This is a genomic window from Halopiger aswanensis, assembly GCF_003610195.1.
GTDB lineage: Archaea > Halobacteriota > Halobacteria > Halobacteriales > Natrialbaceae > Halopiger > Halopiger aswanensis.
Map to the genome: position 1 here is coordinate 636,330 of NZ_RAPO01000001.1, position 12,082 is coordinate 648,411.

Annotated in this window: 16 protein-coding genes; 7 read left to right on the forward strand and 9 right to left on the reverse strand. The window is 66.6% G+C overall.

Annotated features, from left to right (window positions below):
- Position 1: 1 nt before the first annotated feature.
- Positions 2-772, forward strand: coding sequence for an archaeal proteasome endopeptidase complex subunit alpha (locus ATJ93_RS03080; RefSeq protein ID WP_120243154.1), 771 nt, complete (start codon positions 2-4; stop codon positions 770-772).
- Here the strand turns inward: ATJ93_RS03080 and ATJ93_RS03085 are convergent.
- Both ATJ93_RS03085 and ATJ93_RS03090 read right to left on the reverse strand, forming a co-directional pair.
- A complete protein-coding gene (locus ATJ93_RS03085; RefSeq protein ID WP_245977499.1) occupies positions 769-1,935 on the reverse strand; it encodes a DUF7351 domain-containing protein in 1,167 nt (388 codons plus the stop codon). The two genes, ATJ93_RS03080 and ATJ93_RS03085, sit on opposite strands and share 4 nt — an antisense overlap.
- 78 nt (positions 1,936-2,013) lie before the next feature.
- A complete protein-coding gene (locus ATJ93_RS03090; RefSeq protein WP_120243155.1) occupies positions 2,014-3,033 on the reverse strand; it encodes an NAD(P)H-dependent flavin oxidoreductase in 1,020 nt (339 codons plus the stop codon).
- A 122-nt stretch (positions 3,034-3,155) separates the two neighbouring features.
- Between ATJ93_RS03090 and ATJ93_RS03095 the strand changes: the two genes are divergently transcribed.
- The gene (locus tag ATJ93_RS03095) at positions 3,156-3,914 is read left to right on the forward strand and encodes a creatininase family protein (protein WP_120243156.1); all 759 of its coding nucleotides are present in this window, start codon (positions 3,156-3,158) and stop codon (positions 3,912-3,914) included.
- Between the two features lie 33 nt (positions 3,915-3,947).
- On the opposite strand, the gene moaC is transcribed toward ATJ93_RS03095, so the two are convergent.
- Both moaC and ATJ93_RS03105 read right to left on the reverse strand, forming a co-directional pair.
- Positions 3,948-4,493: a cyclic pyranopterin monophosphate synthase MoaC gene (gene moaC, locus ATJ93_RS03100; protein WP_120243157.1), complete on the reverse strand. Its 546-nt coding sequence runs from the start codon at positions 4,491-4,493 to the stop codon at positions 3,948-3,950.
- Entirely contained in the window at positions 4,486-5,919 is a 1,434-nt protein-coding gene (locus tag ATJ93_RS03105) for an NAD(P)H-hydrate dehydratase (protein WP_120243158.1), read from the reverse strand. The genes moaC and ATJ93_RS03105 overlap by 8 nt, the downstream gene beginning before the upstream one ends.
- A gap of 122 nt (positions 5,920-6,041) precedes the next feature.
- Here ATJ93_RS03105 and ATJ93_RS03110 point away from each other — a divergent pair, with 122 nt between their 5' ends.
- Positions 6,042-6,542: a hypothetical protein gene (locus ATJ93_RS03110; protein WP_120243159.1), complete on the forward strand. Its 501-nt coding sequence runs from the start codon at positions 6,042-6,044 to the stop codon at positions 6,540-6,542.
- A 120-nt stretch (positions 6,543-6,662) separates the two neighbouring features.
- Here ATJ93_RS03110 and ATJ93_RS03115 read toward each other — a convergent pair whose 3' ends face one another.
- On the reverse strand, positions 6,663-6,941 hold the full coding sequence (locus ATJ93_RS03115; RefSeq protein WP_120243160.1) for an acylphosphatase: 279 nt from the start codon (positions 6,939-6,941) through the stop codon (positions 6,663-6,665).
- Positions 6,942-6,946: 5 nt separating this feature from the next.
- Between ATJ93_RS03115 and ATJ93_RS03120 the strand changes: the two genes are divergently transcribed.
- Positions 6,947-7,198 (forward strand): hypothetical protein, encoded by a 252-nt coding sequence (locus ATJ93_RS03120; protein ID WP_120243161.1) that lies wholly within the window; start codon positions 6,947-6,949, stop codon positions 7,196-7,198.
- A gap of 11 nt (positions 7,199-7,209) precedes the next feature.
- Positions 7,210-7,482 (forward strand): hypothetical protein, encoded by a 273-nt coding sequence (locus ATJ93_RS03125; protein ID WP_120243162.1) that lies wholly within the window; start codon positions 7,210-7,212, stop codon positions 7,480-7,482.
- Position 7,483: 1 nt separating this feature from the next.
- Here ATJ93_RS03125 and ATJ93_RS03130 read toward each other — a convergent pair whose 3' ends face one another.
- Positions 7,484-8,365 (reverse strand): DNA-3-methyladenine glycosylase family protein, encoded by an 882-nt coding sequence (locus tag ATJ93_RS03130; protein ID WP_120243163.1) that lies wholly within the window; start codon positions 8,363-8,365, stop codon positions 7,484-7,486.
- A 193-nt stretch (positions 8,366-8,558) separates the two neighbouring features.
- On the opposite strand from ATJ93_RS03130, the gene ATJ93_RS03135 reads away from it, so the two are divergent.
- Positions 8,559-9,071 (forward strand): DUF555 domain-containing protein, encoded by a 513-nt coding sequence (locus tag ATJ93_RS03135; RefSeq protein WP_120243164.1) that lies wholly within the window; start codon positions 8,559-8,561, stop codon positions 9,069-9,071.
- Positions 9,072-9,184: 113 nt separating this feature from the next.
- Here ATJ93_RS03135 and ATJ93_RS03140 read toward each other — a convergent pair whose 3' ends face one another.
- The 3 genes from ATJ93_RS03140 to ATJ93_RS03150 form a co-directional block, all read right to left on the reverse strand.
- On the reverse strand, positions 9,185-9,421 hold the full coding sequence (locus ATJ93_RS03140; RefSeq protein ID WP_049895280.1) for a UPF0058 family protein: 237 nt from the start codon (positions 9,419-9,421) through the stop codon (positions 9,185-9,187).
- A gap of 340 nt (positions 9,422-9,761) precedes the next feature.
- Entirely contained in the window at positions 9,762-9,941 is a 180-nt protein-coding gene (locus ATJ93_RS03145) for a DUF7836 family putative zinc-binding protein (RefSeq protein WP_120243165.1), read from the reverse strand.
- 107 nt (positions 9,942-10,048) lie between these two features.
- Positions 10,049-11,026 carry a transcription initiation factor IIB gene (locus ATJ93_RS03150; protein ID WP_120243166.1) on the reverse strand — a complete coding sequence of 326 codons (978 nt, stop codon included), beginning with the start codon at positions 11,024-11,026 and terminating at the stop codon, positions 10,049-10,051.
- A gap of 307 nt (positions 11,027-11,333) precedes the next feature.
- Between ATJ93_RS03150 and ATJ93_RS03155 the strand changes: the two genes are divergently transcribed.
- Complete coding sequence (locus ATJ93_RS03155; protein WP_120243167.1) at positions 11,334-12,062, forward strand: MBL fold metallo-hydrolase; 729 nt, start codon at positions 11,334-11,336, stop codon at positions 12,060-12,062.
- Positions 12,063-12,082: the final 20 nt, after the last annotated feature.

A 12,082-nucleotide genomic window follows, 5' to 3' on the forward strand; every position in this document is an offset into this window, starting at 1 on the left:
GATGGACTCGAGCGCCAACCAGCAGGCCTACGACCGCGGCCACACCATCTTCTCGCCCGACGGCCGGCTCTACCAGGTCGAGTACGCGCGGGAAGCCGTCGAACGCGGCTCGCCGAGCGTCGGCGTCGTCGCCGACGACGGCGTCGTCCTGGCGGCCCGAAAACGGGTCCGGTCGCCGCTACTCGAGGCTGGAACGGTCGAGAAGATCCACCGGATCGACGACCACCTGGCGATCGCCTCGGCGGGCCACGCCGCCGACGCCCGCCAACTAGTCGACGTCGCGCGCCGCGAGGCACAGCGACACCGGCTGCGCTACGGCGAGCCGATCGACGCTGAACTGCTCGCGAAGCGTCTCGCCGACCACATCCAGGAGCACACCCAGACCGGCGGCTCGCGACCGTACGGGGTCGCACTGTTGGTCGCCGGCGTCGATCCGGACGGCACGGAGGGGACGCAACTCTACGAGGTCGATCCCAGCGGCACGCCGTACGGCTGGCGAGCCGTCGCCGTCGGCAACGGCGGCCGGGACGTGCGGCAGTTCCTCGAGGACCGGCTCGGTGACGGCGAGTCCGCTTCCGGCGACCTGCAGCAGGGCACTGCGACCGCGCTCGAGGCGCTGGCGGCGACGACCGACGAACCAGAACTAACGCCGGAAACGGTCGACGTCTGGACGCTCGAGGCCGGAGAATCGGAGACAGCGGCCTCGAGCCCGATCACGCAGCGGACCGGCGACGACCTCGCGTCGCTGCTCGCTGAACTCGAACTCGACTAAGAGCCGGTACTGGCGGTCGAGTCGGCCGGCTGCCCGGCGTCGACGTCAGGCTCCGGCTGCGGCGACACCGTTTCGGCGGACGCGTCGGCTCGCGTCTCTGTCTCGGGCTCGGAACCCGCATCCGAGGCCGCTTCGTCGGTCGGATCGGTCGTCGATCGCTGGACGTCGACCACGGAGAGCGTCTCGTCGACGTACAGCGCGAGGACGTCAGCCTCGAATTCGACGACGATGCGGACGGCGAACGGGTCCTCGGAGAGGACCGCTTCGGCCCACTCGGCGCCGACGTTCCAGATGGGACGGTCGTCGACCTCGCGACCGTGATCGCGGTAGAAGGCGACGACCGCGGAGTGATCCAGCAGCGTGAGGGAGACGGGACAGCGCGTCGTCGTACCGCAGGACTCGCACTCGAGTTCGGCCTGCACGTGGTCGGCGTGTTCGGCTGGAAGTTCGTCCTGAACGTCCTCCGAGGGTTCAACGAGTCGTGCAGCGACAGTTCCGCCGCAGTCCGGACAGAGTCCGCCCCGCATGCGTCCGAGTCGGTGACGGTGGTACCGGTCGAGCGCGTCCGGAAACTCGTCGCCGTGGCTCTCGAGGCCCGACGGCGGGAAGCCCAGATCGAGCACGGTGCGGTCGCAGCCGGCGCAGGACACCGTCACGACGTTGTCCCGCGAGCGCGCCTCGAGCGTCTCGCGGTCGCAGAACGGGCAGGGGTCCTCGAGGGCGACCGATGGGTGGTCGACGCGACGGGTGTAGGTTCCGGCCGCGATCGCTTGCGCGATGCGACGGCCGGCGTAGGTGAGTTCGTAGCCCTCGCCGTCCTCGGTTTCGCCGGCCTCGCTACCATCCCCGACCTTCCGCACGTACGACCCCTCGAGTTGCCGGAGGTGATAGGCAAATCCCGCGGTGGTGTCGACGTCGGACGCCTCGAACAGTTCGGAGAACGACGCGCTCGAGGCGCCCTCGCCCGTGGTCCGGTCGGCGAGCGTCTCGAGGATGCCCGTTCGGACGTCGTTGCCCAGCGCCTGGAAGGCGTCGCTGGGGAGCGACACCTGTTCAGTCTCACCGGTCGCGCCGCTTTCATCGGCCGTCGCGTCCGATATCCCCGGCTCCGTCCCGTCGTCGCGGGTCTCAGTCGAGGACGCGCGCCCGTCCTGCGAAGACATAGCACGCCCTAGGCGTCGGAGCGAAAAGTAGGTTCCGCGAGCGGCAAGGTCGTCGTTCGCCGCCGGTAGGGACGCCGATCACCCGTCACAGCCGGGGAGACTCGAGATCGCTGCGGTCGTTTCCGCGACGAGATCCTCGAGCACCGCTGCTGCCGGACGAACGTCGTCGACTCCACCGACGCTCTGACCGGCGTACAGCGCCATCGCTTCGATATCGCCCTCGACGTCGGGCGTCGCGAGCGCCTCGTCGTAGCGTTCGATCGGCTCGCCGTCGCCGGTTCGAGCGACCACGTCGTCTTCGCCGGGCCGTTCCCCGGCTGGCGGTCGGCCTGCGTCCGCCCAGCGCTCGAGCGTCTCGTTCTCGAGCACGCGGTGGGGCGTGCCCGGCCAGCCCTTGTCGAACAGCGTCGTGTACTCGGTCCCGGTCTCGTTGCTCTCCGCTAGTCGGCGGCGGTACTCCTCGTGAACGGTCGCTTCCTCGGTCGCGACGAACCGGGTGCCGAGCCACGCGCCGTCGGCGCCCAGCGCGAACGCCGCCGCGATTCCCCGGCCGTCGGCGATGCCGCCCGCGGCGACGATCGGAACCGCGTCGCCGACGGCGTCCGCGACCCGCGGGACGAGCGCCGTCGTCGCGACTTCACTCTGAACGTGGCCCCCCGCCTCGAGGCCCTGCGTCACGACGACGTCGATCCCGGCGTCGACCGCCTCGCGTGCAGCGGCCGCACTGCCGACCGTTTGCATCGCGACTGCGCCGGCGTCGTGTACCCGATCGACGTACGGCGCGGCGTCGCCGAACGAGAAGGAGACGATCGGCGCGCCCGCCTCGAGGACGGCCTCGAGATGGTCTTCAGTGTCAACTACCGTCGTCGCGTCGTCGAGCGCGAGGTTGACCGCGAACGGCGCGTCGGTCCGCTCGCGGGTGTCGTGGATTACGTCCCGCGTTTCCTCGAGGTCGCGCCAGGTCACCGCGAGGTGGCCCAGACCGCCGGCGTTCGAGACGGCCGCCGCGAGGTCGGGGTTCGTCGCGCTGCCGATCGGCGCCTGCACGATCGGGGACTCGATCTCGAGGGCGTCGCAGAGGTGCGTTCGAAGCGTCATCGGAGAATCCTATCGGTTCACATTGGCCGAGTAACACGTATTCGTTGGGGTCGCCATCGCTATCCTGCTAATAAAAGTCAACCGAGTATCATATTTTTAACCGCGTCTCACCGAGTGTGCGTATGTCTTCTCAGCGGTCGCTTCGCCTCGAGGAGTTGACGTGGCCGGAAGTCGAAACGGCGCTCGAGAACGGAACGCGGACGGCGATCGTCGCCGTCGGATCGATCGAACAGCACGGTCCGCACCTCCCGTTAGGGATGGACACGCTCGACGGCGACGAACTCGCCGGCCGTATCGCGCGGGAGCTCGGCGACGCGCTCGCGGCGCCGACGATACGCCCCGGTTGTTCGGGCCACCACATGGAGTTTCCCGGAACGATCACGGTCCCGCCGGAGACGCTGATGGACGTGATTCGCTCGTACTGTCGCTCGCTAGACGAACACGGCTTCGAGTACGTCGCGCTCGTTCCCACGCACGGCGGGAACTTCGCCCCCGTTAACACCGTCACGCCGGATATCGGGCGGGAGATCGACGCGACCGTGATCTCGCTGGCCGACCTCGACGAGCACATGCGGCTCCTGAACGAGGGGCTGTCCGAGGCAGGGATCGAGTACGATCAGGACGTCATTCACGCGGGAGCCGCCGAAACGTCGATCGTGTTGGCGATCGACGAGGGGCTCGTCCGAACCGACGCCCTCGAGCCTGGCCACGAGGGTGACGTCTCTCCCGCACGGTTGCTCAGCGAGGGGTTCAAGTCGATCACCGAAAACGGCGTGCTCGGCGACCCCCGCGAGGCGACCGCCGAAGCCGGCGAACGGATCGTCGAGAAAGTCGCGGCCGCGTACGTCGACCGGATCGAAGCCGAGCGCGAGGCGGCCTGAACGCTCGAGGGCAACGGTAACGACCGCCGTCCCCTACTCGAGCGTCCGCTTGTCCTTCTGCAGCACCCGCACGTTCTCGATGCCCGTCTCGGGATACTGCCCGTCCGCGTCCTTCTCGACGGCCTTGACCATGTCCCAGACGACGTTCAGGCCCGTCGTGACGCCCTCGAGGGCCTCCATCTCGCAGCCCGTCTTGCCGGTCGTCTCGACGGCGACCTCGAGTTCGACCCGGTCGTCGCCGAGTTCGAAGTCGGTCTCGACGTTCGTGATCGGGATCTGGTGGCACATCGGGATCGTCTCCCAGGTGTGTTTGACGGCCTGGACGGCGCCGACGCGGGCGGTCGCGAGCACGTCGCCCTTGCCGATCTCGTCGTCGCGGATGGCGTCGACGGTCGACGGCTGCAGGCGGATCTCGCCGGCGGCGACGGCCCGGCGCTCGCTGTCGGGTTTGTCCCCGACGTCGACCATCTGGACGTCGCCCTCGTCGGTGGTGTGGGTGAGGTCCTTCGAGTCGGTCTCGGACGCGTCGGCCCGCGGATCCGGATTCGAACCCTCGGCCGGCGTCGGGTCATCAGACATCGTCCTCACCTCCGTCCCACAGAACCGTGGGAATTTCCGCGAGCAGTTCGGAGGCGAGGAACCCGTGCTCGTCGCACTCGGCGAGTCGCTCGCCGGCCAGCCCGTTGACGTGGGCCGCTGCAGCAGCGGCGTCGAGGGGCTCGGCGTGCTCGAGTAAGGCTGCGACGATCCCGGCGAGCGTGTCGCCGGTGCCGCCGACTTTCATGCCGACTGTGCCCGACCGGCTGATCCGGGTTCGCTCGCCGTCCGTAATCACGTCGTTCGCGCCCTTCGCGAGGACGACGTGCCCGAGGTCGGCCGCGAAGGCCTCGATCTCGTCCGCGACCGCGGCGAGGTCGTCGGTGTCGGGGCCACCCATCCTCGCGAGTTCGCCGCGGTTGGGCGTACAGACCAGCGTCGCGTCCGTTTCGACCTCGGGGACGACCTGCAGGGCGTCCGCGTCGACTACTGCGGTTCCCGTATAGGACTCGAGGAACCGCCGGACGGCCGCGAGCGTCTCGTCGGCGGTGCCGAGGCCGGGCCCGAGGACGACGGGCGTATCGTAGCCCTCGACGCGCTCGAGGAGCGCCTCGGCCCGCTCGGGCGTGAGAACGTCCTCCTCGTAGGGCTGGACGATGAGGTCCTCGCTGTACCCCTGAATCTCGCCCGCGACGGTGTCGGGTGCGGCGACGAAGGAAAGTTCGGCTCCGGCCCGGAGCGCGGCCTGAGCGGCCAGCGCGGGCGCGCCGGTGTAGGGCCCGCCGCCGATGACGTTGGGCCGCCCCTCGCGGCCGTCGGGACGCGCGAGGTCGACGTCGCCGGGGCCGACGAACCGCTCCGCCGCGTCGGGGATGCCGATGTCGGCGACCGTCACGTCGGCCTCGAGTTCCTCGAGACCGGGCTTCGTGTCGTGGAAGGTGACGACGCGATCCGCCTCGACGCCGTTATCGGCGTGGTCGCCCGCGTCGGCGTCGAAGCCGGAGGGAACGTCGACCGAGACGACGGTCGCGTCGGCGTCGTTGATCGCCGCGGCGGCTGTCGCGGCGGGCTCGCGGAGGTCGCCGCTGATCCCCGTCCCCAACATGGCGTCGACGACGGCGTCGCAGTCCGGTAGGTCGAACGCGCTCGAGTCCGTGACTTCGCGAGTGTCGTAGTCGGCCCGCTGGAGCGCGTCCCAGTTCTCGCAGGCGATTTCGGTGCCGATGGTTTCGGCGCGGCCGAGCAGCAGGGTGGTGACGTCGTATTCGTCGAGGAACCGGGCGGCGACGAACGCGTCCCCGCCGTTGTTCCCGCGGCCGGCGACGATCGCCACGCTCGTACCCGGCTCCGCGACCTCGCGGACCGCGCGGGCGACGGCGTGTCCGCTCGACTCCATCAACTGCTTTCGCGGCACGCCCAGCGCCGCGGCGTTCTCGTCGACGGCGGCCATCCGCTCTCCCGTGATCATGTCCGAGGCTTCGACGGGCCGACCGTTCAACGTTGCGGACCGCCCGAATACCGCCGATGTGCGACCGACGACCCAAACAGATTAGGTGTCGCACCCATTGTCCTCGAGTCTCTAGTACCGGTGTGAACGTCTTCTGGCTCGACGAGGATCCGCGGCTCGCCGCCCGGTATCACTGCGATCAGCACGTCAACAAGCTGCTCGTCGAGGCCGCACAGGTACTGTCTACGGCGGCCCGCGAGAACGGCTACGAGCGGGAGTTTCTCTATCGGCCGACCCACGTCGACCACCCCGTCACGAAGTGGGCGACCGAGTCGCGGGCCAACTGGCTGCGCCTGCGCGACCACGCCGAGGCGCTCAACGCGGAGTTCGTCGAGCGCTACGAGAAAGACGACGACCACGCAAGCTGGCGGGTGATCCAACTGATCGAGCCCGACGAGATCTCGTTCCCGAGCGCGGAGCCGACGCCGCGCCCGCAGGCGATGCCCGACGAGTACAAGGAGCCCGGCGATCCCGTCGCCGCCTACCGCGCCTACTACGCCGGCGAAAAGGTTGACTGGGCCGAGTGGCGCTACACCGAGGAGCCGCCGTGGCTCGAGGAGTACCGCGATCGCGTCGAGGCCTGAACTCGACTAAATCGGGCCAGTAAAACGCGATTACTTCCGAATGAAACGCGTTTCCGGCTCATTCGACGCTGCGTCGCGCTTCAGGGCGGCTCGTGCGGGGAAACCGCTCCGACGCGACGCTCAGTACCGAATCTCGAACCCGTCTTCGCCCTGCGGGTCTTCGTACTCGACTTCGACGTCCTCGACCTCGGCCGCGGGGCTGCCCTCGTGACAGAACTCGAGCATCGCGTCGACGGCGTCCTCCGGGCCCTCGAAGACCGCTTCGACGCGGCCGTCCTCGAGGTTCTTCACCCAGCCGTCGACGCCCTCGTCGCGGGCCGTATCGCGGGTGGTCGCGCGGTAATAGACGCCCTGTACCGTCCCAGAAACGAAGACGTGTGCGCGGGTTCGATCCGTCATACGTGATGGCTCGAGTGCGAGCGGCAAAAATCCCGTTCGTCGGCGCCGGCCCGCGGAGCAGTCCCGAACTCGCTCGAGCGACAGCGAACGGGAGCGCCGGTCCCTCCACGGAGGCAGTGGCCCTCCGCCACCGAGACGGAAATCACCTCGACCGGGGCGACACCGCCCTCATCGTCGCGGACGCACTCGCAACCGAGTACGGCTACCGGGAACAGCCGCTGAACCCCGACCAGCGAACGCTCGGGGAGTTCTGCTAATCACTATCACCATGGGCATCATCGATCGCTTCGAGGAGGAATACGTGGACGTCTCGAGCAGCCGCGCATCCCTGCGAGACCTGCTCGAGTTGATCGCCGGTTCGATCCTGTTCGTCATCGGCGCGAGCGGCTTCACGTTCTATCTGCTGGGCCGAACCGCCGCAATCGCGCTCGCGGGCGTGCTCGTCGTCGTCTTCGCCGTTACGATCGTCTCGCAGGCGTACTGGGGGCTGACCGGACGGGCTGACTACGACGAAGGCGAGCGCGACAACGGCGCTCGCTGAGCTACTCGCCGGTCCGGAGGTGGTGGAAGATGTACGTCTGGGCGTAGCCTGCGTACTCCCCGCCGAGTTGCTCGCGGATCGCCCGCGAAGTTGCAGCGTAGGAGCCCTGATCGCAGTCCGGATAGTAGTCCTCGATCGCCGACTTGATCCAGGTATCCAGGGGCACGGCCTCGTCGAATCCCAGCGAGAACAGGAGGACGCAGTCGGCGACCTTGTCTCCGACGCCGACGAACTGACAGAGGTAGTCGCGAGCGGCCTCGTACTCGAGGTCGCGCGCCTCGGCCGGGTGGGCTTCGCCGTCGGCGACCATCTCGGCCGTCCGGACGACGTAGGGTGCGCGATACCCGAGTCCCAGTTCGCGGAGTTCGGTTTCGGTCGCCGTCGCGAGCTGCTCGGGCGTCGGAAACGCGTGGTAGGTCTGGCCGTCGAAGTCGACCGGAGTGCCGTATTCCCGCGCCAGCGTCGAGACCATCCCGTGGATGCGGCTGACGCGCATCTGCGCCGAGCAGATGAACGAGATCAGACAGCCGAAGGCCGGATCCTCGACGAGTCGCATCCCGCGGTGAGTCTCGTAGGCCTCCGCAAGCAGCGGGTCGTCCGGTGCAGCAGCGACGATCGCCTCGAGGTCGTCCTCGAGGCGCAGCAGCCGGCGCACGGTCGGTTCGGCGTCGGTCGTCGACTCCCACTCGAGGTGGCCATCGACGGTGCGGACGCGGATCACGTCGCCGTCGACGACCGTGGAGTACCACGTCCCAGCCGGGGGTTCCGTGCGGTACATTTCGCCGTCCTCGCGGCGCCAGAGGTAGGTCTGGCCGCTCTCGAGGGTTCGGTACAGGTCCAGGCCGCCGGCGAGGTCCGCGAGCGGGATCGTTCCCGTTTCCATTCGTGCGTGGCTTCGGGGGCGACGGCTTGGGCCTTTCGAACCGGGGCGAAGTCGGATGAACCGTTTTCGAGGCAGACAGCCGGGTTCAACCACTCGTGGTATCGGCTCAACCACTCGTGGTCGGTCAGGCAGTGAGTGGTTTCGAACGGTCCGGAGGCGAACCTTGATACTGTAGGCGACACAATGTCTAGGTATGAACTGCAGGGTTGTCGTCGAAGCTGCAGTGCCGGTGTTCGACGTTGAGACGGAAGACGAGGCGATTCGTATCGCCATCTCGAAGACGGGAGAGATGTTGAACCCTGACTTAAACTACGTCGAGATAAACATGGGCGAGCGCACCTCCCCATCCGGGGAGGAACTGCCGCCCGCGTTCATCGCGGCGGACGAGGCGCTCGTCGCCCTCGAGTTGGAGATGACCGTCTTCAACGTCGAGCGCGAGGAACACGCCTCGCGCATCGCGCGCAAGGAAATCGGTCAGCGACTCGAGAACATTCCGCTCGAGGTAACGGAAGTCGAAGTGTTAGAAGAGGACGAGCTCGACGAGGAGAGCGAAGACGACGCAGACGCCGACGCTGGCGAACTCGACGACCTCGATCTCGAGTCGGACGCCGATTCCGATTCGAACGAGGCGAACGCGGCGTCAGACGAGGACTCGGACGACGAAGACGACGAAGTGTTGCCCGAGTTCGAAGACCTGGTCGAATAAGCAGCACTTACGAGCGTATTCGGTTCCGGTAGGAACTTTTTATTACGCGTTGGCGGCGGACAGTCTCGCCAGTCAGTAGTAGCTGAGATCGATCGGAGGATGCTCCCGAAGATTCAGTCGGCAGTAGCCGCGACTGCTTCCTGTTCGTCTTCACGCATGTTCGCCGTGATGCCGCCGGCGAGCGCAAAAACAGCAGCTTTGTGATCAGTCTTCGATTTGTGGATCGATGTGGGCCGAATACCGAGCGATTCGTACTCCTCGAGGTCGATCTCGCAGTTGTCCCATTCCGCACACTGGTTCGATACCTCCGCGAGAAGACCGTGAAGGTGGATGAGCTCCTGCTTCTTCATAACCATGCTGTCCTATCCACTGCAGGGTTATATTATTATCTTGAGTCGCGTTACCATGCGACCTATACAGGTTTTTCTGACCATAACGGTTTCTAACGATTTGAAGACGGCCGCTAGCCGACCGGAATTCGGGTCAGACGGCGGTCGATCCGGCTAAATGGTCCGGATAATTATCTGTTTGTTCGATATGTTGTGGCCCGCCTCCAGAAACGATTGCCTACCCTCGTCCCGTAGCCGTGCCGTGGTCGCGAGCTATCAGTAGGCGGCTCTTACGCGGTGGTTACAGCGGATTCGGCGGTGAACGATCGCTCGAGTCGGACCTCGAACTGGAAAAGTGTGCCTACCCGAGTTGCTTCAGCGTCTGCAGATCGCGGTCAGTTCGCATGAACTCGGCCATCCGCCGGGAAGCGTGACAGTTCGGACAGTGGAACATATCCGCCGATTCGGGGAGTTCGCCGGGCGCAGTCTGCCAGTCTTTCGTACATTCTGGACATAATAGTTGCACCGTCGTTTTGTCCATGTTATTCAATTGCACACCAAGTGCCAAAAGTGTTGTCGCGTCACACGCCACCACGTCGAAAAAAGCAACCCGTCGTTACCCGCCCGATGACGGCCGTTGAAGCCGTTTTAGGCCGGTGCCGCCGTGTCCGAGGCCTCGAGCAGTTCCTTGTACCGGTTGCGGATGGTAACCTCGGAGATGCTCGCGACTTCGCTGACCTCGTTCTGGGTGACCTTCTCGTTGGTCAGCAGCGCCGCGGCGTAGACGCCGGCGGCCGCGAGGCCGACCGGCGACTTGCCGCTGTGGACGCCCGCCTTGCGGGCCGACTCGAGCAGTTCGCGGGCCATCCGCTCGGTCTCGTCGGAGAGATCGAGGTCGCTGACGAACCGCGGCACGTAGCTCTCGGGATCGGCCGGCTGTACCTCGAGGCCGAGTTCCCGGATGATGTACCGGTACGTGCGGGTGAGTTCCATCTTGTCGACGCGGCTGACCGCCGAGATTTCGTCGAGGCTGCGCGGGGTGCCGGCCTGTCGGGCCGCGGCGTACAGCGACGCCGTCGCGACGCCTTCGATCGAGCGACCCGGCAGCAGGTCCTCCTCGAGTGCGCGGCGGTAGATGACGCTGGCGGTCTCGCGGACGTTCTCGGGGAGCCCGAGCGCGGAGGCCATCCGGTCGATTTCGCCCAGCGCCTGCTTCAGGTTTCGCTCCTTGGAGTCGCGGGTGCGGAACCGCTCGTTCCAGGTGCGCAGGCGCTGCATCTTCTGGCGCTGGCGACTCGAGAGCGCCTTGCCGTAGGCGTCCTTGTCCTGCCAGCCGATGTTGGTCGAGAGCCCCTGGTCGTGCATCATGTTGGTCGTCGGGGCGCCGACGCGGGACTTCTCGTCCTTCTCGGCGGCGTCGAAGGCGCGCCACTCGGGACCGCGGTCGATCTCGTCTTCCTCGACGACGAGGCCACAGTCCTCACAGACCGTCTCGGCGTGCTCGGTGTCCGAAACGAGCCGGCCGCCACACTCCGGACACTGCTCTTGCTCCTCCGAACGCGTTGCTGTCTCTTCCTCCTCAGCCTCTCGCTCGCGCGTATAGGTACGAATGTTTGAATCGGACATGGTGTATGGGGTTGGTTACTCGGGGCTCCCGGGTGGGGAAACCAGAAGAAACCCGGTCGCCTCGGCTAACGTATAGTAATACCGTAACGCATATAAATGTTTTGCCTTACTTATAAACTAAGCGGTTATGCTCAATATATATCTTCTGGTTATATGGTGATTGATCGTATTCGTCGCTAGCCCCTAGTCCCGACGGACGGGTAGGGGTTGCCCGTTGGTCTGCAAGCGGGGGGACCGAACTCGCGAGACCGATCGCCGGCGCGGGGGAGCCGAACGCTTATCGAACTGGTTGGGAAACTCGAGAGTAATGACCGTCCGATTCGGCGCGGTAACCGTCGACTGGCTCGGCCTCGCGACCATCCGTCTCGAAGGGGAGACCGGCGCGGTCGTCTACATCGATCCCGGTCCGGAGCGGTACGGCGTCCTCGAGGGACGGGAGCCGCGAGATGGCGACCTCGTTCTCGTCTCCAACGGCGACCACTACGACCCGGCGTCGATTCGTCGGGTTGCCCGTGAGGACGCGATGGTCCTCGTCCACGAATCGATCGATGCCGATGCGATCGATGGAATCGACGACCGACCCGAGACGCTCCCCTACGACATCGAGCGCGTCGGGGCCGACGAATCGTTCGTCCTCGGGCCGCTCGATCTGTTCACGACGCCGGCGCACAACGAGCCCGACGGCCCGCACACCGACGCGGACGGCCAGCCCTACCACCGCGAGGGCGAGGGCTGCGGCTTCGGGGTCACCATCGACGGTGTCACGGCCTACTGGCCCGGCGACACCGACGCACACTCGTTTCACGAGGACCTCGCCGTCGACCTCTTTCTGCCGCCGATCGGCGGGACGTACACGATGGACCGCCGCGAGGCCGCGGTCCTGGCCGCAGCAATGCGACCGGGGCTCGTGCTCCCGGTTCACTACGAGACGTTCGATGCGATCGAGACGGACGCCGATGCGTTCGTCGTCGACGTCGCGAACCGCGGGGTCCCCGTCGTGCTCGACAGTGCTACCGGCGAGGGCGAAACGGAGTGACGTCCTCGAGAACCGCATTC

Bases quoted from the DNA above. Each gene is read 5' to 3' on its own strand.
- ATJ93_RS03120 (WP_120243161.1), top strand. From the start codon at position 6,947: ATGGCTCGAGTGCGAGCGGCAAAAATCCCGTTCGTCGGCGCCGGCCCG.
- ATJ93_RS03150 (WP_120243166.1), bottom strand. From the start codon at position 11,026: ATGTCCGATTCAAACATTCGTACCTATACGCGCGAGCGAGAGGCTGAG.
- ATJ93_RS03155 (WP_120243167.1), top strand. From the start codon at position 11,334: ATGACCGTCCGATTCGGCGCGGTAACCGTCGACTGGCTCGGCCTCGCG.
- ATJ93_RS03140 (WP_049895280.1), bottom strand. From the start codon at position 9,421: ATGAAGAAGCAGGAGCTCATCCACCTTCACGGTCTTCTCGCGGAGGTA.
- ATJ93_RS03135 (WP_120243164.1), top strand. From the start codon at position 8,559: ATGAACTGCAGGGTTGTCGTCGAAGCTGCAGTGCCGGTGTTCGACGTT.
- ATJ93_RS03145 (WP_120243165.1), bottom strand. From the start codon at position 9,941: ATGGACAAAACGACGGTGCAACTATTATGTCCAGAATGTACGAAAGAC.
- ATJ93_RS03090 (WP_120243155.1), bottom strand. From the start codon at position 3,033: ATGACGCTTCGAACGCACCTCTGCGACGCCCTCGAGATCGAGTCCCCG.
- ATJ93_RS03115 (WP_120243160.1), bottom strand. From the start codon at position 6,941: ATGACGGATCGAACCCGCGCACACGTCTTCGTTTCTGGGACGGTACAG.
- ATJ93_RS03095 (WP_120243156.1), top strand. From the start codon at position 3,156: ATGTCTTCTCAGCGGTCGCTTCGCCTCGAGGAGTTGACGTGGCCGGAA.
- ATJ93_RS03130 (WP_120243163.1), bottom strand. From the start codon at position 8,365: ATGGAAACGGGAACGATCCCGCTCGCGGACCTCGCCGGCGGCCTGGAC.
- moaC (WP_120243157.1), bottom strand. From the start codon at position 4,493: ATGTCTGATGACCCGACGCCGGCCGAGGGTTCGAATCCGGATCCGCGG.
- ATJ93_RS03080 (WP_120243154.1), top strand. From the start codon at position 2: ATGGACTCGAGCGCCAACCAGCAGGCCTACGACCGCGGCCACACCATC.
- ATJ93_RS03125 (WP_120243162.1), top strand. From the start codon at position 7,210: ATGGGCATCATCGATCGCTTCGAGGAGGAATACGTGGACGTCTCGAGC.
- ATJ93_RS03105 (WP_120243158.1), bottom strand. From the start codon at position 5,919: ATGATCACGGGAGAGCGGATGGCCGCCGTCGACGAGAACGCCGCGGCG.
- ATJ93_RS03085 (WP_245977499.1), bottom strand. From the start codon at position 1,935: ATGTCTTCGCAGGACGGGCGCGCGTCCTCGACTGAGACCCGCGACGAC.